16 protein-coding genes and 3 pseudogenes are annotated in these 23,270 nt (G+C 57.7%); 10 read left to right on the top strand and 9 right to left on the bottom strand.

Annotated features, from left to right (window positions below; all coding sequences use genetic code 11):
- Nucleotides 1–99: 99 nt before the first annotated feature.
- The 3 genes and pseudogenes from ACA068_RS14980 to ACA068_RS14970 form a co-directional block, all read right to left on the bottom strand.
- Nucleotides 100–323 (bottom strand): annotated as a pseudogene (locus ACA068_RS14980) (IS66 family transposase); the annotation flags it as partial.
- A gap of 16 nt (nt 324–339) precedes the next feature.
- Nucleotides 340–1,710, bottom strand: a complete 1,371-nt coding sequence (locus ACA068_RS14975; protein ID WP_497310601.1) for a heavy metal sensor histidine kinase — start codon at nt 1,708–1,710, stop codon at nt 340–342.
- Nucleotides 1,707–2,378: a heavy metal response regulator transcription factor gene (locus ACA068_RS14970; protein ID WP_283184464.1), complete on the bottom strand. Its 672-nt coding sequence runs from the start codon at nt 2,376–2,378 to the stop codon at nt 1,707–1,709. Before ACA068_RS14970 ends, ACA068_RS14975 begins: the two co-directional genes overlap by 4 nt.
- Nucleotides 2,379–2,570: 192 nt before the next feature.
- On the opposite strand from ACA068_RS14970, the gene ACA068_RS14965 reads away from it, so the two are divergent.
- From ACA068_RS14965 to ACA068_RS14935, 7 genes and pseudogenes are all read left to right on the top strand, one after another.
- Nucleotides 2,571–3,032 (top strand): GlcG/HbpS family heme-binding protein, encoded by a 462-nt coding sequence (locus tag ACA068_RS14965; protein ID WP_497310600.1) that lies wholly within the window; start codon nt 2,571–2,573, stop codon nt 3,030–3,032.
- A 10-nt stretch (nt 3,033–3,042) separates the two neighbouring features.
- Nucleotides 3,043–3,462, top strand: a complete 420-nt coding sequence (gene uraH / locus ACA068_RS14960; RefSeq protein ID WP_497310496.1) for a hydroxyisourate hydrolase — start codon at nt 3,043–3,045, stop codon at nt 3,460–3,462.
- A gap of 769 nt (nt 3,463–4,231) precedes the next feature.
- Nucleotides 4,232–5,005: pseudogene (locus tag ACA068_RS14955) on the top strand (PAS domain-containing protein); the annotation flags it as partial.
- 33 nt (nt 5,006–5,038) lie between these two features.
- Nucleotides 5,039–5,548: a methyl-accepting chemotaxis protein gene (locus tag ACA068_RS14950; protein ID WP_497310599.1), complete on the top strand. Its 510-nt coding sequence runs from the start codon at nt 5,039–5,041 to the stop codon at nt 5,546–5,548.
- Nucleotides 5,549–5,851: 303 nt separating this feature from the next.
- Nucleotides 5,852–7,105 (top strand): multidrug efflux RND transporter periplasmic adaptor subunit MexE, encoded by a 1,254-nt coding sequence (gene mexE / locus ACA068_RS14945; protein WP_497310495.1) that lies wholly within the window; start codon nt 5,852–5,854, stop codon nt 7,103–7,105.
- 15 nt (nt 7,106–7,120) lie between these two features.
- On the top strand, nt 7,121–10,303 hold the full coding sequence (locus ACA068_RS14940) for an efflux RND transporter permease subunit (protein WP_497310494.1): 3,183 nt from the start codon (nt 7,121–7,123) through the stop codon (nt 10,301–10,303).
- The gene (locus ACA068_RS14935) at nt 10,300–11,721 is read left to right on the top strand and encodes an efflux transporter outer membrane subunit (protein WP_497310493.1); all 1,422 of its coding nucleotides are present in this window, start codon (nt 10,300–10,302) and stop codon (nt 11,719–11,721) included. The genes ACA068_RS14940 and ACA068_RS14935 overlap by 4 nt, the downstream gene beginning before the upstream one ends.
- A gap of 204 nt (nt 11,722–11,925) precedes the next feature.
- Here the strand turns inward: ACA068_RS14935 and ACA068_RS14930 are convergent.
- Nucleotides 11,926–12,036 (bottom strand): annotated as a pseudogene (locus ACA068_RS14930) (HlyD family secretion protein); the annotation flags it as partial.
- A gap of 229 nt (nt 12,037–12,265) precedes the next feature.
- On the opposite strand from ACA068_RS14930, the gene ACA068_RS14925 reads away from it, so the two are divergent.
- The 3 genes from ACA068_RS14925 (at nt 12,266) to ACA068_RS14915 (ending at nt 16,618) form a co-directional block, all read left to right on the top strand.
- Entirely contained in the window at nt 12,266–13,321 is a 1,056-nt protein-coding gene (locus ACA068_RS14925) for a tetratricopeptide repeat protein (RefSeq protein ID WP_497310492.1), read from the top strand.
- A 127-nt stretch (nt 13,322–13,448) separates the two neighbouring features.
- Nucleotides 13,449–14,951: an ATPase domain-containing protein gene (locus tag ACA068_RS14920; RefSeq protein WP_497310491.1), complete on the top strand. Its 1,503-nt coding sequence runs from the start codon at nt 13,449–13,451 to the stop codon at nt 14,949–14,951.
- Nucleotides 14,952–14,965: 14 nt separating this feature from the next.
- A complete protein-coding gene (locus ACA068_RS14915) occupies nt 14,966–16,618 on the top strand; it encodes an ATP-binding protein (RefSeq protein WP_497310598.1) in 1,653 nt (550 codons plus the stop codon).
- Between the two features lie 30 nt (nt 16,619–16,648).
- Here the strand turns inward: ACA068_RS14915 and ACA068_RS14910 are convergent, their stop codons facing one another.
- The 5 genes from ACA068_RS14910 to ACA068_RS14890 all read right to left on the bottom strand — a co-directional run bounded on the left by ACA068_RS14910 (nt 16,649) and on the right by ACA068_RS14890 (nt 23,193).
- Complete coding sequence (locus ACA068_RS14910; RefSeq protein ID WP_059405185.1) at nt 16,649–17,026, bottom strand: response regulator; 378 nt, start codon at nt 17,024–17,026, stop codon at nt 16,649–16,651.
- A 77-nt stretch (nt 17,027–17,103) separates the two neighbouring features.
- Nucleotides 17,104–18,285 (bottom strand): hybrid sensor histidine kinase/response regulator, encoded by a 1,182-nt coding sequence (locus ACA068_RS14905; protein ID WP_497310490.1) that lies wholly within the window; start codon nt 18,283–18,285, stop codon nt 17,104–17,106.
- Nucleotides 18,279–18,872, bottom strand: a complete 594-nt coding sequence (locus tag ACA068_RS14900) for a chemotaxis protein CheB (protein WP_497310489.1) — start codon at nt 18,870–18,872, stop codon at nt 18,279–18,281. The genes ACA068_RS14905 and ACA068_RS14900 overlap by 7 nt, the downstream gene beginning before the upstream one ends.
- Nucleotides 18,869–19,702, bottom strand: a complete 834-nt coding sequence (locus ACA068_RS14895) for a CheR family methyltransferase (protein ID WP_497310488.1) — start codon at nt 19,700–19,702, stop codon at nt 18,869–18,871. The genes ACA068_RS14900 and ACA068_RS14895 overlap by 4 nt, the downstream gene beginning before the upstream one ends.
- The gene (locus ACA068_RS14890; RefSeq protein WP_497310487.1) at nt 19,702–23,193 is read right to left on the bottom strand and encodes a response regulator; all 3,492 of its coding nucleotides are present in this window, start codon (nt 23,191–23,193) and stop codon (nt 19,702–19,704) included. Before ACA068_RS14890 ends, ACA068_RS14895 begins: the two co-directional genes overlap by 1 nt.
- Between the last annotated feature and the right edge of the window lie 77 nt (nt 23,194–23,270).

Genomic DNA, 23,270 nt, shown 5'->3' with positions numbered 1-23,270 from the left:
TGCCCCCTGCCATGAGTGCGAACCTACAGAGCGGCGCTAGAGGTAGCGCAAGGTCGCTGACAGAGTCTGGCAAGTACACCGATGGCGAGGTACCTGCAGTGCTGCCCGTTCTCCGCTGCGCAGTGATCCTGCGAAGAGCCAGTTCTTGCGCCCTAACGCCCAAGGTCGGATCTGGTCTCTACCCAATTATTGTCAATGGGTACGGCGCCATCATCGAGATAGCGCGACAGCGCCGTACAGCGTTTGAGGCTGTAATCCAGAGCTTTACTGATCGCCGAGCCGTCGTGCACGATCTGGTGCTGGGCGATCATCCAGGCATGCAGTATCTTCGGTTCGAGTTCAGGCATTTACAAAGGGAAACTCCAAGTGAAAGCTCGTACCTGCTTCGGTGCTATCAACGGTTACACAACCGCCATGCACTTGCATAATCGAACGAACAATGGCCAATCCCAGCCCCCCAGAGTCGTCGGGCTGATTACGTGATGGGTCGCACCGGTAAAAGCGCTCAAACAATCGTGGTAGATGTTCTGCTGCAATCGGCTCGCCGTGGTTATGCACCGTGATTTCGAGCCTATCCCCCGAAATCTTGCTGCTGACGGTCACTGCTGACGCGGGAGTTGCGTAGCGCAGCGCATTGGCTAGCAAGTTAGCCAATGCTCGACGGACCAAACCTGGATCCCCCAGCAACGGATCCTGGGCCTGGTTTATCAGTTGCACATCTCGCTCTTGCGCCACTCCTTCGAAATACTCACATAGTTGCTCAATGAGATCGTGCAGGTTGATTTGCTCGAATTTTACGCAAGCGTTTGGCTGCTCGGTGCGAGCGAGAAACAGCATGCTGTCGATCATTCTCGCCAGCCTTTCATACTCTTCCTGATTGGAAACCAGCAAATTCTGATAGTCCTCGATAGAGCGACTGCGCCTCAAAGCTTGCTGGGTATGTCCCATCAGGTTGCCAAGCGGGGTTCGCATCTCATGGGCGAGGTCTTCCGAGAAGCGTGAAAGCTGGGCGAATCCGTCCTCAAGGCGTGCAAGCATCTGGTTGAGGGCACTACACAGCAGTTTGAGCTCATTCAGTTCATTGAACTCGTCCAGCCGCAGATGCAGATGCTGCACATCGATTCCAGCGGCGCGCTTGGCCAGCAGTCGCACAGGGTGCAAGCCTCGTTGACTCACCCACCAGCCGAATGCGAAAGCCAACAGCGCGCCGACTGACATGGCCAGCCAGAGCTTGAGTCGGTAGGCCCCCAGCATTTGGTCGCGCTCACTCAACAACTTGCCAGCGATCAGGGTCAAACCGCGATCACCCTGCGTGACATCCTGCCAGGCAAGCCGCACTGGCTCGGAAGAGTGATCGTCAACGAGGCGAGCCTGGGGTGCAGCCGGCAACTTTGGAAAAGTCATACCCACTGGGTTGATTTCGATCAACACCTTGCCGGTGTCATCGACAATCCATAGCAGATTGTCGCGATTGCCCAACATGTTTTCGTAGAGCTTGGGTCGACCTTGCAGTTGCTCGATGCTGTCGCTATCGCTGATCAATGCTTGCATTCGCTCCAGGCGCCCCAGCAGGGCCTGATCATCGCGCCAGGCAATCTCTCGCTGTAAAGACTGATAAAGATAAAAACCAATCGAGCCCAGTAGCAATGCGCTGACCAATGCGAACATGATCGCCAGGCGCAGGCTAAGGGTGTGCGGAAACAGATTCAGGATTGCACCTCAAGCATGTAACCGATACCACGCACTGTATGTATCAACTTAAGTGAGTATGGATCGTCAACCTTGGCCCGCAGTCGACGGATGGCGACATCCACCACATTGGTGTCACTGTCGAAGTTCATCTGCCAGATTTGGGAGGCAATCAGCGAACGCGATAGCACCTCCCCTTCACGACTAAGCAGCAGATGCAGTAGGGCGAACTCCTTGTTGGTCAGGGTGAGGCGCTCTCCGTTGCGCGTTACCTTGCGTCGTAACAAGTCCAGGCTCAGGTCGCCAGCCACAAAATGCTCAACCTCGCGAGGCGGGCCGCGGCGCAGCAAAGTGCGTACCCGTGCCAACAACTCGGCATAGGAAAAGGGTTTCACCAGATAATCATCGGCCCCCAACTCCAGCCCTTTGACCCGATCATCAACCGAATCACGTGCGGTGAGAAACAATACTGGGGTCTGCCACTTACGCCGGATGATTTGCAGCAATTGCCAGCCATCCAACCCCGGCAGCATGACATCCAGAATGATCAGATCGAACTCACTCTCCTGCGCCAAATGCTGGCCGTCCAGCCCGTCAAGGGCGATCTCTACCGCATAGCCCGATTCAGTCAGGGCTTTGCGCAGGTAATCCGCCATTTTCGTTTCATCTTCAACCACCAGGATACGCATTTTTTCCTCCAGGACTGGAGCACAGGCTAGCCCGCTTCGCTGTTTTCTCACATTACATATTGGTAATCAGGAGGCAATCATTCTGACGGGGTGGGCTGGTCATGATGTCTGGCAATGACTCAGAAAGACTCAACCAACCAAGGAAACACCATGCGTACAAGCCTATCGACTTCATTGCTGATCACGCTCGCAATGAGCTCTGCGTTCGCCGTTGCAGCCCCGGATCAGGTTGCGCAACGCAAGGACTTGTCACTCGCAATGGCCAACGATTTGCTAACGGCGGCGCTGACGGCCTGTCACGCCGATGGCCGCTCAGCCGTTGCCGCAGTTGTTGACCGTGGCGGCAATCTGGTTGCTGTGCAACGCGATGACAATGTCGGCCCGCACAACACGTCAGCCGCACAACGTAAAGCTTATACCGCCCTGTCGACCAAGACTTCGACGCGGCAGTTGGCGGAGCGTGCGCGCAGTACTCCGGATGCTGAAAACCTCAACACCCTTGATGAGTTGTTGCTGCTGGGTGGAGGCGTGCCATTGAAGTTCGATGACCAGGTCATCGGCGCCATCGGTGTGGCCGGTGCGGGTGGCGCTGTACACGATGAACGTTGTGCGGAGGTCGCCATCAACAAAGTTTTACCTGCCGTTAAAAACTAAGGACATCACCATGACTGTATTGAAAAGTTTCTTCGCTGGCGCTGTATTGAGTGCCCTTTCAGCCCTTTCAGCCCTTGCATCAGCGGCAACAAATCCATTGAGCGTGCATGTACTTAACTTGCAGGATGGCCTGCCCTCCCCTGGAGTCAACGTCACGTTGGAAAAACAGGATGGGAAAAACTGGGGCATGCTCAACAGCGCGGCAACCAACGAGCAAGGTCGTATCACCGGGCTGTATCCGGAAGGCCGGAGTCTGGAGAAAGGTACCTACCGTGTCACCTTCAAGACTGGTGAGTGGTTCAAGGCGCACAAAACGTCCAGCTTCTTTCCGGAGGTACCGGTCATTTTTGAGGTGGACGGTACCGTTCCTCACTATCACATCCCGTTGCTTCTCAGCCCTTACGGCTTCTCCACATACCGAGGAAATTGATCGTTAAGCGATACCAAATGGATACCGCCCGAAGGTGAAGACAGCCGCCCCTAGTCAAAAGGGCGGCACTGTCGCTTAACTTTTCGGCATCAAAATCTTCAGCGATGACCTGGCCGACTCCTTAGAGTTGGTTCTCGTTTTAGGGGGTAATGCCGGCGACAACTCCTTTCTGATCCTTGACCATGAATTGTGGGCCACTCATCAAAAGCCCTGGTTGGCCATGCTGAGAAAAGGGCATGCGGTCCATTTCACGGCGGAAAGAATGGCGCCCATCCTCAGTCTGTTCCTCGGCGTACTTGATACAAACCTATACAAGATAATGTCATGCGCATAAGGCTGATCAGAAGGCGGTGATGCTTTACTTTGACGATGAATGCCCGCTCTGCGCTCGATAAATCAATGTCCTGCGCAGAGGCGATAATGAGCCCCAACCGCTCTATTTGTCGGCGTCCGTTGTGATGGGCTGGAACCCGCAACATGGAGCTCGCGCGCCGCAAGCTTTAGGTGCTTCGGCCACTAAAATGACTTGAGGCGCAATCCGTGCGCCCCTTTCGGTCGGATATCGAGTGCTCTGCCGATTATGCGACAGCTGCGTAAACCGATAGTCAATTGCCGGTGCTCAATCCCCTACCCGATCAGCGCAATACCCGCGATCAACATGCATTCCTCGTGTTTAACCTCAAATTATCTTGTACAGAATCATATCTTTGTATAGGTTTTACCTTAACTTGATGAAAGTGCCAAGCAGTCCATATCCACTGAGGTACGTATGTTCAACTCGCAAATCAAAAAAGAACTGGCCGCCAGCCAGCAGCGCTTGGCTGACTGCGAAGCCACCCTCGCAGCATTAGGTGGCTCCATGGCACTGATTGAGTTCCAACCTGATGGCACGATCCTCGGCGCCAATAACAATTTCCTGAGAGTAATGGGCTATCGCCTTGAGGAAATTCACTCCCGGCATCACCGCTTATTCTGTACGCCGAAATACGCCAACAGCGTCGCTTATCAAGGTTTTTGGTCACGCCTGAGTAATGGTGAGTTCATAAACGACCGCTTCCTGCGCCTGGACAAACAGGGGCGTGAGATCTGGCTGGAGGCTAGTTACAACCCTGTTTGCGACGCCTCTGGACGGGTGATCAAGGTCGTCAAGATTGCTACTGATGTAACTGCCCGCGTGCAGAAGGAACAAGAGCAGGAGAGCCAAATCAAAGCGATTAACCGCTCCATGGCAACCATTGAGTTCAACCGGCAGGGTGAAGTCATCAGCGCCAACGAAAACTTCCTTGCAGTGATGGGGTACCGCCTCGATGAGATTGTTGGCAAGCACCATCGTCTGTTCTGTGAGCGTAGCGAAAGTGAATCCAACGAGTATCGCCAGTTCTGGGAGCGCCTGAATCACGGCGAATTTTTCTCCGGTAACTTCAAGCGCCTCAACAACCAGGGACAAACCGTCTGGTTACGTGCGACTTACAATCCGGTGTTCGACGCCAGCGGCAGCCTTTACAAAGTAGTTAAGTTTGCGAGCGATATCACGGCTCAGGTTCTCCAGCAGGAAACTGAGTCACGAGCAGCACGCATGGCCTATGAGACTTCATTGAAAACCGACGAGACAGCACACGAAGGCGCCCGAGTGGTGCAGGAGACAGTGGATCTCATGCAAAGCCTGGCTGGCGAATTGAATCACGCAGCCGAAGGTATCAATGATGTCAGTCAGCAGTCGGAAGTAATCAGCAACATCGTGCAGACCATCCATGGCATCGCCGAACAAACGAATCTTCTAGCGCTAAACGCAGCCATCGAAGCGGCTCGTGCCGGAGAGCAGGGTCGAGGTTTTGCGGTGGTCGCTGACGAAGTGCGCAATCTGGCTTCGCGCACAAGCCAAGCCACCATCAAGATTGTCGAGGTGGTGCAGCACAATCGTGAATTGGCCCGGGGGGCAGTGGCCAGGATGGAGGCGAGTAAAGGCAAGGCAGAACAAGGCGTCAAATTAGCCGGTGAGGCTGGTCAAGTGATCCTGGATATTCAGGATAGTGCTCGCCAAGTCGTACACGCGATCAGCAATCTCTCGTCGACATTAGCACGATGATTCAGCCTGCGGCATGTGCAAAATCTTGGCTTGATCGACACATTGATAGCTATTGAAAAATGGGTTTTGAATGAACGAAAAATCATCACCAGTCCCTCTTGGTAGTGCCCAGTCCTTTGCGCAGGCTGCAACACAGAATTGTCATGAACCCGATTGATTGCTCCTCGACGCAAGGCGCATGCTAGAGGGCTAGCCTCAGACTTATATCATTCCGAATGATAGTTACCTTCGCTTCATTCGATTCGTGCGATACCACCCCGCCGCTCATCATCCGCCCATCTCAATACATTGGCGGATGCATCCATGGAACAGTCACTCAAACATTTGCGCTTCCCATTGGCCATGTTGGCCGTACTGGTGATGAGCGCCTGCGGCAAGGCTCCGGAGTCTGCCGCTACCATGCCCGCGGCCAAAGTCAGCGTCGCCAAAGTGCTGGAACAACCGGTCAACGAGTGGGACGAATTCACCGGGCGCCTTGAAGCGCCAGAAACCGTAGAAATTCGCCCACGGGTCTCCGGCCAGATTGATGACGTGGCCTTCACTGAAGGTGCATTGGTCAAAAAAGGCGACTTGCTGTTCCAAATTGATCCACGCCCTTTCCAGGCCGAGGTCCGCCGCCTCGAAGCACTGGTTGCCCAAGGTCGCGCCAACGCCACCCGCAGCGAAAATGAAGCCCAGCGTGGCGAACGCCTGCGTACCAGCAACGCGATCTCCGCCGAACTGGCCGATTCGCGCACCAGTGCAGCTCAAGAAGCCCGCGCCGCCGTCGGAGCCCTCCAGGCCCAACTGGACCTGGCCAAACTGAACCTGAGTTTCACCCGAGTCACCGCGCCTATCAGCGGCCGCGTCAGCCGTGCAGAAATCACCGCGGGCAACCTGGTGACTGCCGACACGACCGCGCTGACCAGCGTCGTTTCCACCGACAAGGTCTACGCCTACTTCGACGCCGACGAACGCGTGTTCCTCAAATACACCCAGCTCGCTCGCCAGGGCAAACGCGGTGCAACCACTCCGGTTTACCTCGGTCTGTCCAACGAAGACGGCAACCCGCACCAGGGCGTGATGAACTTCGTCGACAACCAGGTCAACCCGAAAACCGGCACCATCCGCGGTCGCGCGGTCTTTGATAACGCAGACGGACAGTACACCCCAGGCTTGTATGCGCGCTTGAAACTGGTCGGCAGCGGCACCTACTCCGCCGTGCTGATCAACGACGAAGCGGTCGGTACCGACCTTGGCAAGAAATTCGTGCTGGTGATGGATGCCGACAACAAAACGGCCTATCGCTCCGTCGAGCTGGGGCCGAAGATCGAAGGTTTGCGCATCGTGCGCAGCGGCCTGAACAAGGACGACACCGTCATCGTCAAGGGTCTGCAACGGGTTCGCCCTGGCTCGCCGGTCACCCCTGAAGTGATCCCCATGGCCAGCGAACAAACCCTTGCGGCACTCGCACAACAACGACAAGCGCTGGAAGCCAGCAACCTGCCCCAAGTCGCACCTGCCAAGGTCGCGCCGGGTTCGGTTGTGAAACTGGCTGCTGCGACTCCACGCGGTTAAGGGACGACAACTTCGATGAATTTTTCCCAATTCTTCATTTCACGGCCGATCTTCGCAGCGGTACTTTCGCTGTTGATCCTGATCGCCGGTGCCATCTCGCTGTTCCAGTTGCCGATCAGCGAATACCCGGAAGTGGTACCACCGACCGTTGTGGTCCGTGCAAACTTCCCCGGCGCCAACCCAAAAGTCATCGGTGAAACCGTGGCCGCTCCCTTGGAGCAAGCCATTACCGGCGTCGAGAACATGCTGTACATGTCCTCGCAGTCCACTGCTGATGGCAAGATCACCCTGACCATCACCTTTGCCCTGGGCACCGACCTGGACAACGCACAGGTGCAGGTCCAGAACCGCGTGACCCGGACCGAGCCGAAACTTCCAGAAGAAGTGACGCGCATCGGTATCACCGTCGACAAGGCATCGCCCGACCTTACCATGGTTGTGCACTTGACCTCGCCGGACAAGCGCTACGACATGCTCTACCTGTCCAACTACGCCTTGCTCAACATCAAGGATGAGCTGGCGCGTCTGGGCGGTGTCGGTGATGTGCAGTTGTTCGGTATGGGCGACTACTCGCTGCGGGTCTGGCTCGATCCGAACAAGACCGCTTCACGTAACCTGACTGCCACCGACGTGGTGACGGCGATTCGTGAACAGAACCGTCAAGTCGCTGCCGGTGCGCTGGGTGCGCCCCCTGCCCCGAATGCCACGGCGTTCCAACTGTCGGTCAACACCCAAGGTCGCCTGGTTTCCGAAGAAGAGTTCGAGAACATCATCGTTCGCTCCGGCGACAACGGTGAAATCACGCGCCTGAAAGACATTGCTCGCATTGAGTTGGGTTCCAGCCAATACGCCCTGCGTTCGTTGCTGAACAACCAGCCAGCGGTGGCGATCCCGATCTTCCAGCGCCCTGGTTCCAACGCGATCGAGATCTCCAACGAAGTTCGCGACAAAATGGCCGAACTGAAGAAAAACTTCCCGGAAGGCATGGACTTCAGCATCGTCTATGACCCGACGATCTTCGTGCGCGGCTCCATCGAAGCAGTGGTTCACACCCTCTTCGAAGCACTGATTCTCGTGGTTCTGGTAGTGATCCTGTTCCTGCAAACCTGGCGCGCTTCGATCATTCCGTTGGTGGCAGTGCCGGTTTCGCTGATCGGTACGTTTGCCGTGATGCACCTGTTCGGCTTCTCGCTGAACGCCCTGTCACTGTTCGGCCTGGTATTGGCCATCGGTATCGTGGTGGACGACGCCATCGTGGTAGTGGAGAACGTGGAAAGGCACATCGAGCTGGGAGAATCGCCCGTAGAAGCCACCAAGAAAGCCATGCGAGAGGTGACCGGGCCGATCATCGCGACGGCGCTGGTGCTGTGTGCGGTATTTATCCCGGCGGCGTTCATTTCCGGACTCACCGGCCAGTTCTACAAACAGTTTGCCCTCACCATTGCCATCTCGACCGTGATCTCGGCGTTCAACTCGCTGACACTGTCCCCTGCCCTGGCGGCCGTGCTGCTCAAGAGCCACGATGCGCCGAAAGATCGCTTTACCAAAGTGCTTGATAAACTATTGGGCGGCTGGCTGTTCCGTCCGTTCAACCGGTTCTTCGAACGCGCCAGCCATGGCTATGTCGGCACCGTAGCCCGGGTTATCCGCAGCAGCGGTATTGCCCTGCTGTTGTACGCAGGCCTGATGGTGCTGACCTTCTTCGGTTTCGCCCACACCCCGACCGGTTTCGTACCTGGCCAGGACAAGCAATACCTGGTGGCTTTCGCCCAACTGCCGGATGCCTCGAGCCTGGACCGTACCGAAGACGTGATCAAGCGCATGTCCGACCTCGCCCTGAAACAGCCGGGTGTGGAAAGTGCGGTGGCGTTCCCTGGCCTGTCGATCAACGGCTTCACCAACAGTCCGAACGCCGGTATCGTGTTCGTGACCCTGAAACCGTTCGACGAGCGTAAAGACCCGAGCATGTCGGCCGGTGCGATTGCCGGTGCGTTGAACGGCCAGTTCGCCGGGATCCAGGAAGCCTACATGGCGATCTTCCCGCCGCCGCCGGTGCAGGGTCTGGGCACTATCGGTGGTTTCCGCCTGCAGATCGAAGACAAGGGCAACCTCGGCTACGACGAGCTGTACAAAGAAACCATGAACATCATTACCAAGAGCCACAACGTGCCGGAACTGGCTGCGCTGTTCACCAGCTACACCGTGAACGTGCCACAGGTCGATGCCGCCATCGACCGGGAAAAAGCCAAGACCCATGGCGTGGCCGTCAGCGACATCTTCGACACCCTGCAAATCTACCTGGGTTCGCTGTATGCCAACGACTTCAACCGTTTCGGCCGCACCTACCAGGTCAACGTCCAGGCTGAACAGCAGTTCCGTCTGGAACCGGATCAGATCGGTCAGCTGAAAGTGCGTAACAACAAAGGCGAGATGATCCCGCTGGCGACCTTCATCAAGGTCAGCGACACCTCGGGTCCGGACCGCGTGATGCACTACAACGGCTTCATCACCGCTGAAATCAACGGTGCGGCAGCCCCAGGCTACAGCTCCGGCCAGGCTCAGACAGCGATCGAGAAACTGCTCAAGGAAGAACTTCCAAACGGCATGACCTACGAGTGGACCGACCTGACCTACCAGCAGATTCTGTCCGGCAACACCGCGCTGTTCGTGTTCCCGCTCTGCGTACTGCTGGCGTTCCTGGTGCTCGCGGCCCAATACGAAAGCTGGAGCCTGCCACTGGCGGTGATCCTGATCGTACCGATGACCCTGCTGTCGGCCATCACCGGTGTGATTGCTTCGGGAGGCGACAACAACATCTTCACCCAGATCGGCTTGATCGTACTGGTGGGACTTGCGTGTAAGAACGCGATTCTGATCGTCGAGTTTGCCAAGGATAAACAGCAGGATGAAGGCCTCAGCCCGCTCGCCGCGGTGCTCGAAGCTTGCCGTCTGCGCCTGCGTCCGATCCTCATGACCTCCTTCGCGTTCATCATGGGTGTTGTGCCTCTGGTCTTCTCCAGCGGTGCCGGTGCCGAAATGCGTCACGCCATGGGTGTAGCGGTGTTCTCCGGGATGCTCGGGGTGACCTTCTTCGGTCTGTTGCTGACGCCCGTGTTCTACGTATTGATTCGTAACTTTGTGGAGCGCGGTGAAAAGCGCAAAGCGGCCAAGGCCCTGAAACTGGAGGCGCAACAATGAGCCTGAAAGCCTTCCTGCCGAGCCTTCTGGTGCTGGCCCTGAGTGCCTGTGCCGTCGGCCCGGACTACAAGACCCCAGCCACTGAGCCAGCGAACATCACCACCGCCACCGATGGCGCTGCCGGTCAAAAAAACTTCGACCGCTCGCGTTTCGAAGGCATCTGGTGGCAGCAGTTCGAAGACCCGACCCTCAACCAGTTGGTGACTCAATCGCTGCAAGGCAACCGTAATTTGCGCGTAGCCTTCGCCCGCTGGAAAGCGGCTCGGGCGATTCGCGATGACGTCAGCAATGACGCCATGCCCACCATCACCAGCCGCGCCAGCAGTGATTTGGGCAAGGGTCAGATTCCGGGCCAGACCACCAAACGGGTCAACAGCGAACGTTACGACCTCGGCCTGGACATGGCGTGGGAGATCGACCTGTTTGGGCGTATCCAGCGCAACCTGGAATCCGCCGATGCCGAACAGCAGGCCCTCGAAGCCGATTTGTACCAACTGCAAGTCACCATGATTGCCGAACTGGTGGATTCTTATGGCCAATTGCGCGGCGCGCAATTGCGCGAAAAGATTGCCCTGGCCAACCTGAACAACCAGCAGGAGTCGCGCAAGATCACCGAAAGCCTGCGTGATGCCGGCGTCGGCGATCAACTGGACGTGGAGCGTGCCGATGCACGCCTCGCCTCGGTCGAAGCCAGCGTGCCGCAGTTGCAGGCCGAACAGATTCGGCAGAAAAACCGTATCGCCACCCTGCTGGGTGAGCGTCCGGACAAACTTTCCGTCGACCTGAGTCCAAAAGACTTGCCGGCGATCGCAAAGGCGTTGCCGATCGGCGATCCGGGTGAATTGCTGCAACGTCGCCCGGACATCCTCAGTGCCGAACGCAAACTGGCTTCCTCTACCGCCCGTATCGGCGTCGCAAAGGCTGATTTGTTCCCTCGGGTCAGCCTCAGCGGCTTCCTTGGCTTTACTGCAGGGCGTGGTTCGCAGATCGGTTCTGCGGCGGCCAATGCCTGGGCGCTTGGCCCGAGCATTACTTGGGCTGCGTTCGATCTGGGCAGCGTGCGAGCCCGTCTGCGCGGCGCCGATGCCGATGCCGAAGGCGCGCTGGCGACCTACGAGCAGCAAGTGCTGCTGGCGCTGGAAGAATCGGAAAACGCGTTCAGCGACTACGGAAAACGTCAGCAACGGCTGATCTCACTGATTCGTCAAAGCGAAGCGAGCCGTTCAGCCGCGGACCTGGCCGAGATTCGCTACCGCGAAGGCACCGTGGACTTCCTCGTCCTGCTGGATGCCCAACGCGAGCGCCTGGCGGCCGAAGATACCCAGGCATCGGCCGAAACTGACCTGTATCGCGGCATTGTCGCGATCTACAAAGCCCTTGGCGGTGGCTGGCAACCAGAGACAGTCGCCAGCAAGTAAGTTTTTAAAGAGCTCCTTTGGTTGGCCGCAACCAACCAATTTTTTAGCCCTGCGCCTCATTCGGTCGCGGGGCTTTTTTTTCTTTTTCAGAAGGCGGAGTGAACCTCTGTGGGAGCAAGCCTGCTCGCGATAGCGGTGGGTCAGTCACCATCATCGTTGAATGTTCATCCGTCATCGCGAGCAGGTTCGCTCCCACAAGGGGGGTTAGGGTTGGTTTTGAACTCTTTGGTTTCCCATGACGGTGACGGTGGTCCCGGCACTCAGGTGGTTTTTTGCGACATCGTCAGCATCAATCTGAATCCGCACCGGCACCCTTGCCCGGGGTTGATTATCGCCTTGAAGTACTGGAGCAGCGGTTGCATGGGAATACTCTTCGGGTCATCTCCAGCAAGCGTAGTCACTGCTTCACGGCTTCGACGGGTTTCAATGTCGACGCGACCTGTAGGGAAAATCGCCGACTTTGAACTGAGTCAGGGTTTGACTCACACGCCCGGCTGACCGAAGCTGACAACTTTGCAAAAGCCGCCAGCCCTCGGATTCCTGCATGCCCCAGTCCCGCCGCTACTTGCTCATCAGCCTCTGTGTCCTGCTCGCCTTCGCTCTTGCCTGGTTTTTCTTGCGCAGCACGACACCCGTGGTACCGGAAGCCATCAAGCGCGGCTACAGCGAAGCGCTGACCCAGGCGCGCGCCGGGCAACCGGGGGCCGCACGGGTGCTTTACCAGCAACTGGGCCGCCCTGACCTGTCGCCCAAGCGCCGTGTCTGGCTGCATGCCGAACTGCCGAATTACCCGAGCCCGCAAGCCCTGAAACTGGCGGATGCAGACCTGCAAAACCCTTCGGCCGACGTGCGCATCGCAGCGATCAAAAGCATTGGCGGACTGGTGCCCAGTGGGCAGCGCAGTCTGCTGATCGGACCGTTGCTCGATGACAGCGAACAAAGCGTCCGGTCTGCCGCGATCAACGCGCTGTTGGGTTTATCGCCGGATGACCTGGGCTTGTATTTCGGGCCGTTGCAGCAAGCCATCGATGCCTGGGAACGGGACCTGAAAAGCCTGCCGGAAAGCGCCGAAACCCAATACCAACTGGCCCGTTTGCACGTGCACAATGCCGAACTCAAAGAAGCGCAGCAGGCGCTGGAACGCACACTGCAACTGAACCCAGGCAACCTGCCAGCGCTGGTGATGCAAATCGAAGTACTGGATAAGCAAGGCCAGAGCGACGCAGCCCGGCAATTGCTGGCGAAACAGTTGAAGGCTCAACCCGACTCGGCCTACCTGCAACACGCCTTGGGGCTTTGGTTGCTGCATCACGGGCAAAGCGAGTTCGCCCTGCTTGGTCTGTCCAAAGCGGTCGAGATCGAACCGAACAACAAGGACTATCGCTACGACCTGGCGACTACGCTGCACGGTGAGCAAGAGCTGGAAGCGGCGCAAAAACAGCTGCAGGAAATCGTCCAGCGCCACCCGGCCGACCGCAAGGCGCGGGTACTGCTGATCAATTACTGGAAAGAAAGCGGACAATTACAGAACGTGCAGATCCTTCTGGCGCAGCTGGAACAGCTCAACCCCGATGATCCGGCGTTGCAGCAAGGCTTGTAACGTCACCCTCTGGCAGGTCAACAAAAAGGTTGAACCGTCACCACGGCAAAAGGTCAAGTGATCAGGCAGTCCATTCAGGCACTTCAGGCCTGCTGCCTCGCTTCCCCTAGTCATGAGAGGGTTTTTTTTGTCTGCATCTAACGAGTTGTTCAGTGCAAAAGCCGCCACCGGCATCGAAGGTCTGGATGACATCCTGGCCGGTGGATTGTCCCGCGGCCATGTGTTTTTGCTGGAGGGTGAACCCGGCACCGGCAAAACCACCGTCGCTTTGCATTTTCTGTTGGCTGGCGCCCGTGCCGGCGAGCGCTCGTTGTACATCACGCTTTCAGAAACCGAGCGCGAACTGCGCCAAGGGGCTTTGTCCCACGGTTGGGAGTTGGATGAAAACATTCACATCTTCGAACTGACCCCGCCAGAAAGCCTGCTCAATGCCGAGCATCAGCAAAGCCTCCTGTATTCCTCGGACCTTGAGCTGGGCGAAGCGACCAAACAGATTTTCGAAGTGGTCGAACGGGTCAAGCCGACCCGTGTGGTCCTCGACAGCCTCTCCGAAATCCGCTTGCTGGCCCAGAGCTCGTTGCGTTATCGCCGGCAGATTCTGGCGATCAAGCACTACTTCGTGCGCTACGACGCCACCGTGCTATTGCTCGATGACCTGACCACCGAATCCCTCGATAAAACCGTGCACAGTGTGGCGCACGGGGTGGTTCGCCTGGAAGAACTGACGCCCAACTACGGCGCCGAGCGCCGGCGGATCCGTGTCGTCAAGTACCGCGGTCAAAAGTACCGTGGCGGTTTTCATGACTTCACGATTATGGGCGACGGCGTTCACGTCTTCCCTCGTCTGGTCGCGGCGGAACACCGCGGCGGTTATGTTCGCCAACAATTGACCAGCGGCATCAAGGAAATGGACGCCCTGCTCGGCGGCGGCATCGAGACCGGTTCGAGCACGCTGATTCTCGGCCCGGCCGGCACCGGCAAATCGCTGATCTCGATGATCTTCGCCGCGGCAGCCGTCGCCCGGGGTGAAAAAGCCGCGCTGTTTATCTTCGATGAAGAGCTGGGACTGCTGTTCGAGCGCATGAAAAACATGGGCATCGACCTGCAGGCGCTGCAAGACACCGGCAACCTGCTGATCGAGCAAGTCGACGCCGCCGAACTGTCTCCCGGCGAGTTCTCGCACCGGGTTCGTCGTTGCGTCGATGAGCGCAGTATCAAAACCGTGGTGATCGACAGCATCAACGGCTATCAGGCCGCAATGCCCGAGGAAAACGCGCTGGTACTGCACATGCACGAGTTGCTGCTGTACCTCAATCGCCGAGGCGCCGCGACGTTCATGACCGTGGCCCAACATGGGCTGGTCGGGGACATGCAGGCCCCGGTCGACATTACTTATCTGGCTGACACGGTGATTCTGTTGCGCTACTTCGAAGCCGTGGGCAAGGTTCGCCGGGCCGTTTCAATTATCAAGAAACGCACCGGTAGCCACGAATCGACCATTCGCGAATACCGCATCTGCAGCACGGGCATGACCATCGGTGAGCCTTTGGATGCGTTCCAGGGTGTATTGCGCGGCATGCCGACCTATCTGGGCGCCAGCCAGCCACTCCTCAAGGATGATGACCGGTGAGTGTTGTCGAGGCGATGTCCGAGCGCACGATCATTCTCGCGCCGCTGGGACGTGACAGCCAGATTGCGCTGATGATGCTTAACGAGGCGGGATTCGAAGGTCTAGTGACCCGGGATCTGGTCACGCTGTGCAGCGAGCTGGCGCAAGGTGCCGGCCTGCTGGTGATTTCTTCGGAAGCCTTGCTGGGTTGTGATCTCGAACCGCTGCTGAGCCTGATCGAGGAACAACCGGCCTGGTCAGACCTGCCAATTGTACTGCTGACCCACCACGGCGGCCCGGAGCAGAACCCCGCGTCACGTCTCGGCCCGCAATTGGGCAACGTAACCTTCCTCGAGCGTCCGTTTCATCCGGTGACGTTGATCAGCCTGGTCACTACCGCGTTGCGTGGGCGACGAAGGCAGTATGAAGCCAGGGACCGGTTGATTGACCTGAGCCAAAGCGAACTGCGCCTGCAAAATACGCTGGAAACCCTCGAACAACAGGTCGAGGAACGTACCGCCCAACTGCGTCACAACGAAGAAGCCCTCAGACAGTCGCAGAAAATGGAGGCAGTCGGCCAACTCACCGGCGGTATCGCCCACGACTTCAACAACATGTTGACCGGTATCATTGGCAGCCTTGAGTTGCTGCGCCGACGCCTGGCCCGTGGTCGCACCGACGACCTGGACGGCCTGATTGATCTGGGGGTGACCTCGGCCAATCGCGCGGCAGGTCTGACCCATCGTCTGCTGGCGTTTTCCCGACGCCAGTCGCTGGATTCCAAACCCGTGAAAATGAACACCCTGGTGGCGTCCATGGGCGAACTCTTGCAGCGCAGCATCAACGAAAGCATTCAACTGGACATGCAGTTGAGCGAGAGCTTGTGGGTGGCCGAGGCCGACCCCAACCAACTCGAAAGCGCCCTCCTCAACCTTGTGCTGAACGCCCGCGATGCCATGCCCGAAGGCGGAAAACTGGTGGTCAAGACCTCGAATCAACACTTGGACAAGGGGTTCACGCAAGTCCAAAGCAACCTGCAACCGGGTGATTACGTCGTGCTGCGCGTGACCGACACCGGCTGCGGCATGCCGGAAAGCACCATCAGCAGGGCCTTTGATCCGTTCTTCACGACCAAACCGATCGGCCAGGGCACCGGTTTGGGATTATCGATGATTTACGGTTTCAGCAAGCAATCCCACGGCCACGTCACCATCGAGAGTGAAGTGGGTAACGGCACGACGGTGAGTCTGTATTTGCCGCGCTACAACGGTGATCTGGTTGAGGACACCCTGGTCGATATCGCACACGCGCCTTACGCTCAGGACGGTGAAACCGTGCTGATCGTCGAGGACGATCCGGCGGTGCGCGTGCTGGTCAGTGCAGTGCTGAGTGAGTTGGGCTACGCCTTCGTCGAAGCCGGCGATGCCGACAGCGCGGTGCCGATCCTCGACTCCGGCCAGCGTATCGATCTGTTGATCAGCGATGTGGGCCTGCCTGGAATGAACGGCCGGCAACTGGCGGAAATCGGTCGGCAGTACCGGCCTGATCTGAAAGTGTTGTTCATTACCGGTTATGCCGAGCACGCGGCGGTGCGCGGTGGATTCCTTGACCCTGGCATGCAGATGATCACCAAGCCGTTCACCTTCGACCTGTTGACGGCCAAGGTGCGGGAGATGATCCGAATCTGAAAGCCCCCATGACGGGGGCTTCGGGGCCATTTACGACAGCATTTCCTGCATCAGCTCTTGCAACACATCCAGATCGAACGGTTTGCCGAGGATCGGCGCCTTGCGCGTGATCGGGCTGTCGGTCTCGCGGATTTCCTGCGGATAACCGCTGATAAAAATCACTTTGAGCTCAGGTCGCAGCTTTACGGCAGGCTCGGCGATCTGCACGCCGGAAATCCCGCCAGGCAGGCGAAAGTCAGTGATCATCATGTCCAGGTGCGGCTTGCTCGCCAGTATTTCGAAGGCCTGCTCGCCGTTTTCGGCCTGCAGCACCCGGTAACCCTCACCCGACAAGTAAGCGGACAATACCATCAGAATCGAGGGGTCATCCTCGACAATGAGTACTACATCTTGTGCATCTTCACTCATGGGAAGCCTTTGTTCGGTCAATAGCTGCTGATACGACCATGGGGTCGATCAGAGGTTGCGTTTATCCGGCTGTTTTCCTACAGCGGCAGACAAACGCGAAATAAGGCGCCCTCGTTGATCTTGCTCTCGACGGCGATGGAGCCGCCATGGGCGGCGACGATCTGCTCGGAAATAAACAGCCCCAGTCCCAGCCCCGCGACCACGGTCTTGGCTGACACCCGTTCGAACTGTTGAAAAATACGCTTCTGGTTTTCTTCACTGATACCGATCCCGCGATCCTGCACTTCGACCCGTGCCTGACCCTCGTGACTGTAGACCCTCACATCGATCCGGCTCTTGCCACCATAACGCAAGGCGTTGGTCAGCAGATTTGAAATCACTTGCTCGATACGAAATTCGTCCCAGTTGCCGACCACTGGCTGCTCGGCGCTAAAGGCAACGGAACACTCGGCGGCGTCGACCTGCGGCGCGAAGTTTTGCAACAGGTTGCTGACCAATTGCACGAGGTCGAATCGGGTCGAGCGGATCGACAACTTGCCGGTGCGAATGCGTGACACATCCAGCATGTCTTCAATCAGACGGATCAGGCTTTTGATCTGGCGCTCGTCACGGTCGACCATGGCGTGCATCTTGTCGAGGGTGAACGCCGACGCGTTGTCCCGGGCCAGGTGCATCTTGCGCAACTGGGTTTCGAGGATCAGGCCATTCAGCGGCGTGCGCACTTCATGGGCGACGATCGACATGAAGTCATCACGCATGCGCACCGCTTGTTCCAGCTCATTCTGGGTGGTCTGCAATTGCTTGAGCAGCGCTTCCTGTTCGCGGCGAGCCTGCTCCAGCTCTTCGACTTGTTGCTTCATCGCCTTGCTTTGGCGGTACAGGTCAACGAAGACGTTGACCTTGCTTTTGACGGCGTGAATATCCAGTGGCTTGTGCAGGAAGTCCACGGCCCCGCTTTCGTAACCCTTGAACGCGTAGTTCAGCTCGCGGCCGGCGGCACTGACAAACACGATCGGGATGTTCTTGGTTTTCTCCGTGCCGCGCATTAACTCGGCCAGTTCAAAGCCGTTCATACCCGGCATCTGCACGTCGAGAATGGCCATGGCGAATTCGTGTTGCAGCAGCAACGACAAGGCTTCGTCTGCGGACAAGGCTTTGTAGACTATGCGGTCTTCACGCTTGATCAGTGCCTCGAGCGCCAGCAGGTTCTCCGGCAGATCGTCGACAATCAGCAATTTGGCTTGAATGTTACTTAGCATGCTATTCGTTCCAGCTCGACAAGCAGACGGCCGATGCCGCGTATAGGGAGAATGTGGTCCGGGTGATGCAAATCCAGCGCTGCCCGAGGCATGGTCGCGACCTGGGCTTCGTCCGGGTCCTGCACGATGGTCAGGCCACCGCGATGTTTGACCTGGGCCAGCCCTCGTGCGCCATCACGGTTCGCGCCAGTCAGCAGCACGGCCGCCAGGCTTGAACCATAGGCATCGGCAGCCGACTCGAACAGAAAATCAATGGAGGGACGCGAGTAATGCACGCGATCCTCCAGGCTCAAGGAAAAGCTGCGGTCCTGCTCCACTGACAAGTGATAACCCGGCGAAGCGAAATAAAGGGTTCCAGCTTCCACGTGGGTTTTGTCGCCGGCTTCCTCGACAGGCATCGAAACCCGGCGGGCAAAGACTTCGGCCAGTTGACTGCGGCGCTCGTCGGGCAGGTGCAGGACTACGATGATCGGCAGGACGAAACCTTCACGCAACGGACTGAGAATGTTGAGCAACGCCTCCACTCCACCGGCCGAAGCGCCGATCACGATAGCGTCTATCGAAGGCAAATCCGCTGCATTGTTCATGATTTACGGTAAATCCGTTCTTGTTTGACCAAGGGTACAAACTGGTTGCCGAAGGCCGAAAAATCCGGGGTTTCCTTACTGCCCAGGACCAGGAATCCGCGATGGCAAAGGGACTCATGAAACAGCCCGAACGCACGATCCTGGAGCTTTTTATTGAAATAAATCAAAACATTACGACACGAAATCAATTGAGTTTCTGAAAAGACGCTGTCCGTCGCCAAGCTGTGATCGGCGAAGGTCACGTTCTCACACAATGTCTTGTCGAAAATCGCGTAGCCATACGCCGCTGTGTAGTAGTCGGCGAACGAACGCTGGCCACCGGCCTGCTGATAGTTATGAGTGTAGGCACGGACATTCTCCATGGAGAAAATCCCCTGCTTGGCCTTCTCCAGCGAGCGCGGGTTGATGTCGGTGGCGTAAATGATCGTGCGATCGAGCAAGCCTTCTTCGCGCAGCAGAATCGCCATCGAATAGACTTCTTCGCCCGTGCTGCAACCGGCGATCCAGATCTTGATCGACGGATAGGTTTTGAGCAGTGGCACCACTTCCTTGCGGATTGCCAGGAAATGCGAAGGATCGCGAAACATCTCGCTGACTGGAATCGTCAGCAATTGCAGCAACTGCATGAACGCGGTCGGATCGTGCAGCACCTTTTCTTGCAGGGCTGAAATGGTATTGCACTCGAATTGCACCAACGCATGATTGACCCGGCGCTTGATCGAAGCGCCGGAATAATCGCGAAAGTCGTAGCTGTACTTTAGGTAGATCGCCTCGATCAACAACCGCAACTCGATTTCGCTGTTTCGCGCCACTGTATTAATGCGTTCCACTAAATGCGTTCCATCTTCGGTAACCACACGCGAATCAGCGAAAACAGGCGATCCAGGTCGATAGGCTTGGCCAGGTAATCGTTGGAGCCGGCTTGCAGGCAGCGCTCCTGATCGTCCTTCATGGCCTTGGCCGTCACCGCAATGATTGGCAGCTTGCGCCAGCGCGGGTCCTTGCGGATCTCGATGGTGGCTTCGAAGCCATCCATCTCCGGCATCATCACGTCCATCAACACCAGATCGATGTCCTCGACTTCATTCAACCTTTCAATCGCCTCACGGCCGTTCCGGCCGATGACCACGACTGCACCCTTTTGCTCCAAAGCGCTGGTCAGGGCAAAGATGTTGCGCACATCGTCGTCCACCAGCAGCACTTTGCGGCCCTCGAAGACCTTGTCGCGGCTGCGCGCGGTCTTGAGCATCCGTTGGCGTTCATGGGACAGCCTGGATTCGACTTTGTGCAGAAAAAGTGTGACCTCATCCAGCAAACGCTCGGGTGAGCGAGCGCCTTTGATAATGATCGAACGCGAGTACTTGCGCAGTTCAGCCTCTTCGTCCCGGGTCAGGTTGCGTCCGGTGTAAACGATCACCGGCGGGAACGAGCAAATATCTTCGGTGGACATGCGCTTGAGCAGGTCGTTGCCGAGCATGTCCGGCAGCTTCAGGTCGATGATCATGCAATCGAAAACGGTCGTGCGCAGCAGGTCAAGCGCTTCCTGGGCGAAGCCGACGGCGGTGATCTCGATGTCTTCGTCGCCGATCAGGCGAGCAATGCTGTCGCGTTGCAAATCATCGTCTTCGACCAGCAGCACCCGCTTGACCTTCTGGGTCAGCTTGGCTTCGAGGCGGGCAAACACGTCCTTGAGTTCTTCGCGAGTGGTCGGCTTGACCGCATAACCGATCGCGCCCATGTGCATGGCCGCCTCGACCCGATCCTCCACCGAAATCACATGAACCGGAATATGGCGGGTTCCGGCATGTTCTTTCAGACGCTGCAATACGGTCAGCCCGGAATGATCGGGCAGGCGCATGTCCAGCAGAATGGCGTCGGGAATGAACTCTTTGGCTAGGTCGTAGCCTTCATCGGCCCCGTGGGCGACCAGGCACTGGTAACCCAGTTCGTGGGCCAGATCGTAGAGAATGTTTGCAAAGTTCGGCTCATCTTCCACCACCAGGATGCAACGGGTGGTGAATGGCGCCTTGCTGCGATCATCGTCGAAACGCGGAATGTCGACTTCGGCGATCAGCGGCACCCGCGCGGGCGTTGCCACTCTCGGTTTTGCGGCGACCGGGGTAGCCTGCATCGGCGCGACCGGCGCATCAACCGGTTCTACGTATTGCTGCGGCAGCACCAGGGTGAACACACTGCCCTGCCCCGGCTCGCTGGTGACGCTGATCGAACCGCCCAACAACGCCGCCAGGTCCCTGGAAATCGACAAGCCCAGACCCGTGCCGCCATAACGGCGATTGGTGGTGCCGTCGGCCTGGCGGAAGGCTTCGAAAATGCTTTCCTGCTGGTCGGCGGCGATGCCGATCCCGGAATCGCGGACGATAAAGGCAATGCTGTCGTTTAGCTGGGACGCCACCGTGAGGCTGACGGTGCCTTTTTCGGTAAATTTCACCGCGTTCGATAGCAGGTTCTTGATGACTTGCTCCAGACGCTGGCGGTCGGTGAACAGCATCATCGGCGAACCGGGCTGCAAGTCGACTTCAAACTTCAACTTCTTGTCAGAGGCCATCGGCTCGAACATCCCGCGCAGTCCGTCCACCAGACGCGCAACGCTGGTGTTCTCGGCGTGCATTTCCAGCTTGCCGGCCTCGACCTTGGAAATATCAAGAATGTCATTGATCAGATTGAGCAAGTCATTGCCGGCGGAATAGATCGACTCGGCGAACTTCACCTGCTCGGCGCTGAGGTTTTCCTGAGGGTTTTCTGCCAGCAACTTGGCCAGGATCAGCGAACTGTTCAACGGCGTGCGCAGCTCGTGGGACATGTTGGCGAGGAATTCGGACTTGTACTTGCTCGAGCGCTGCAGCTCTTCGGCGCGCTCCTCAAGCTGGGCCTGGGCCTGGTTGAGCTCGGTGTTTTTCAAGTCCATCGCATCACGCTGATCGGCCAGGATTTGCGCCTGATCGGCAAGTTGTTCGTTGGTCTGCTCCAATTCGACTTGCTGGGTTTCCAGGTGAGCCTGAGACTCCTTGAGAATCCGCGACTGCTCTTCGAGCTCTTCGTTGGCGGTCTTGAGTTCTTCCTGCTGAACTTGCAGCTCTTCGTTGAGTTGCTGGGTTTCAGCGAGTACTTCCTGCAAACGTTGACGATAACGTGCAGCCTCGATTGACGTGCCGATGTTGCCGGCAATCAGTTCAAGCAACTCGATGTCCCGGTCGTCCAAGGGGCGCAGGAAGCCCAGTTCGATCACGCCGTTGACCCGCTCATCGTCGCTGGTGGGCACCACGAGCACGCTATGCGGCAGGCCTTCGCCCAGGCCGGAGCTGACTTTGAAGTAGTCGTTTGGCACCTGATCGAGTCGGATCAGGCGAGCCTGTTGCGCCACCTGCCCGACAATCCCTTCATCACTGTAAATCTGCTGGTTGCGCTCTTCCTGCTCGCGAGAAAAACCGTATGACGCCACACGCTTGAGGCCACCGTGTTCTTCACGCACATAAATAGCGGCGACGGCGGAGCCCAGATATTGCGCGCAGAACTGCAGGATGTTGCGCCCCAACAGGTTGAGGGACAGTTGCCCCAACACCTGCTCGGCCAGTTCGGTCTGGCCGTTGCGCAGCCACGCTTGCTGTTCCAGGCGCCAGGCGCTGGCCTGTTGCGCGGCGAGGTTGGCGCTGTAATTCTGAGAAAGGTTGAGTAAGTCACGACGGCCGATATACGCCAGCAATCCGCTGATACCAAGGATGAACAACAGGTAGAGGGAGATGCTCCAGATCGTGGTGCGGCGCACGTCCTCGTTGCGCGTGGTTCGCAACTGCTGCTCCATGTCGATCACGTCTTCGAATTGCTTGCGGATCTCATCGGTCAGCCGCTTGCCGCGCCCGGCCCTGACGGCACTGCGATAATCGCCGCTGGCGCGCTGCAGATCGATCATTGATTGCGCGTAGGTGGCCCACTCCACCTGCAAGGCCTGAAGCCGGCGCAGACGGTCGGTTTGCACCGGGTTGTCGGCGGTGAGTTCAATCAAGGTATTGAGCGCGACCGCGATTCTCGGCTTGGCCGTCTCGTAGGGATCGAGGAAATGCTCGTCGCCACTGAGTAGAAAGCCACGCATCCCGGTTTCCAGATCAACGGTCAGCTTCACCGCTTCATTGGCGTTATTGATCACCCGGTCGGTGTGTTCGACCCACTGGATCACCGACAGCAGGTAAGTGATCAGCGAAACAAAGAACACCGCACTGAGCACACCGACACCCAACGGCAGGCTGATGTTGCGGCTCAGGAGTTTACGGAATCGTTGCTCATCAACCGAAGACGCAGAGGTCATGGGAAGGCCTTGTCGAACTGTTCAAAACCAAGGAGTTTGCCCCAAAACGGGCACATTGATCCAATTTTCTGACGCGT

Source organism: Pseudomonas sp. LBUM1660 (assembly GCF_059695935.1).
Note: the sequence above shows the minus strand (reverse complement) of the source record. Positions and strands in the feature narration are given on the sequence as shown.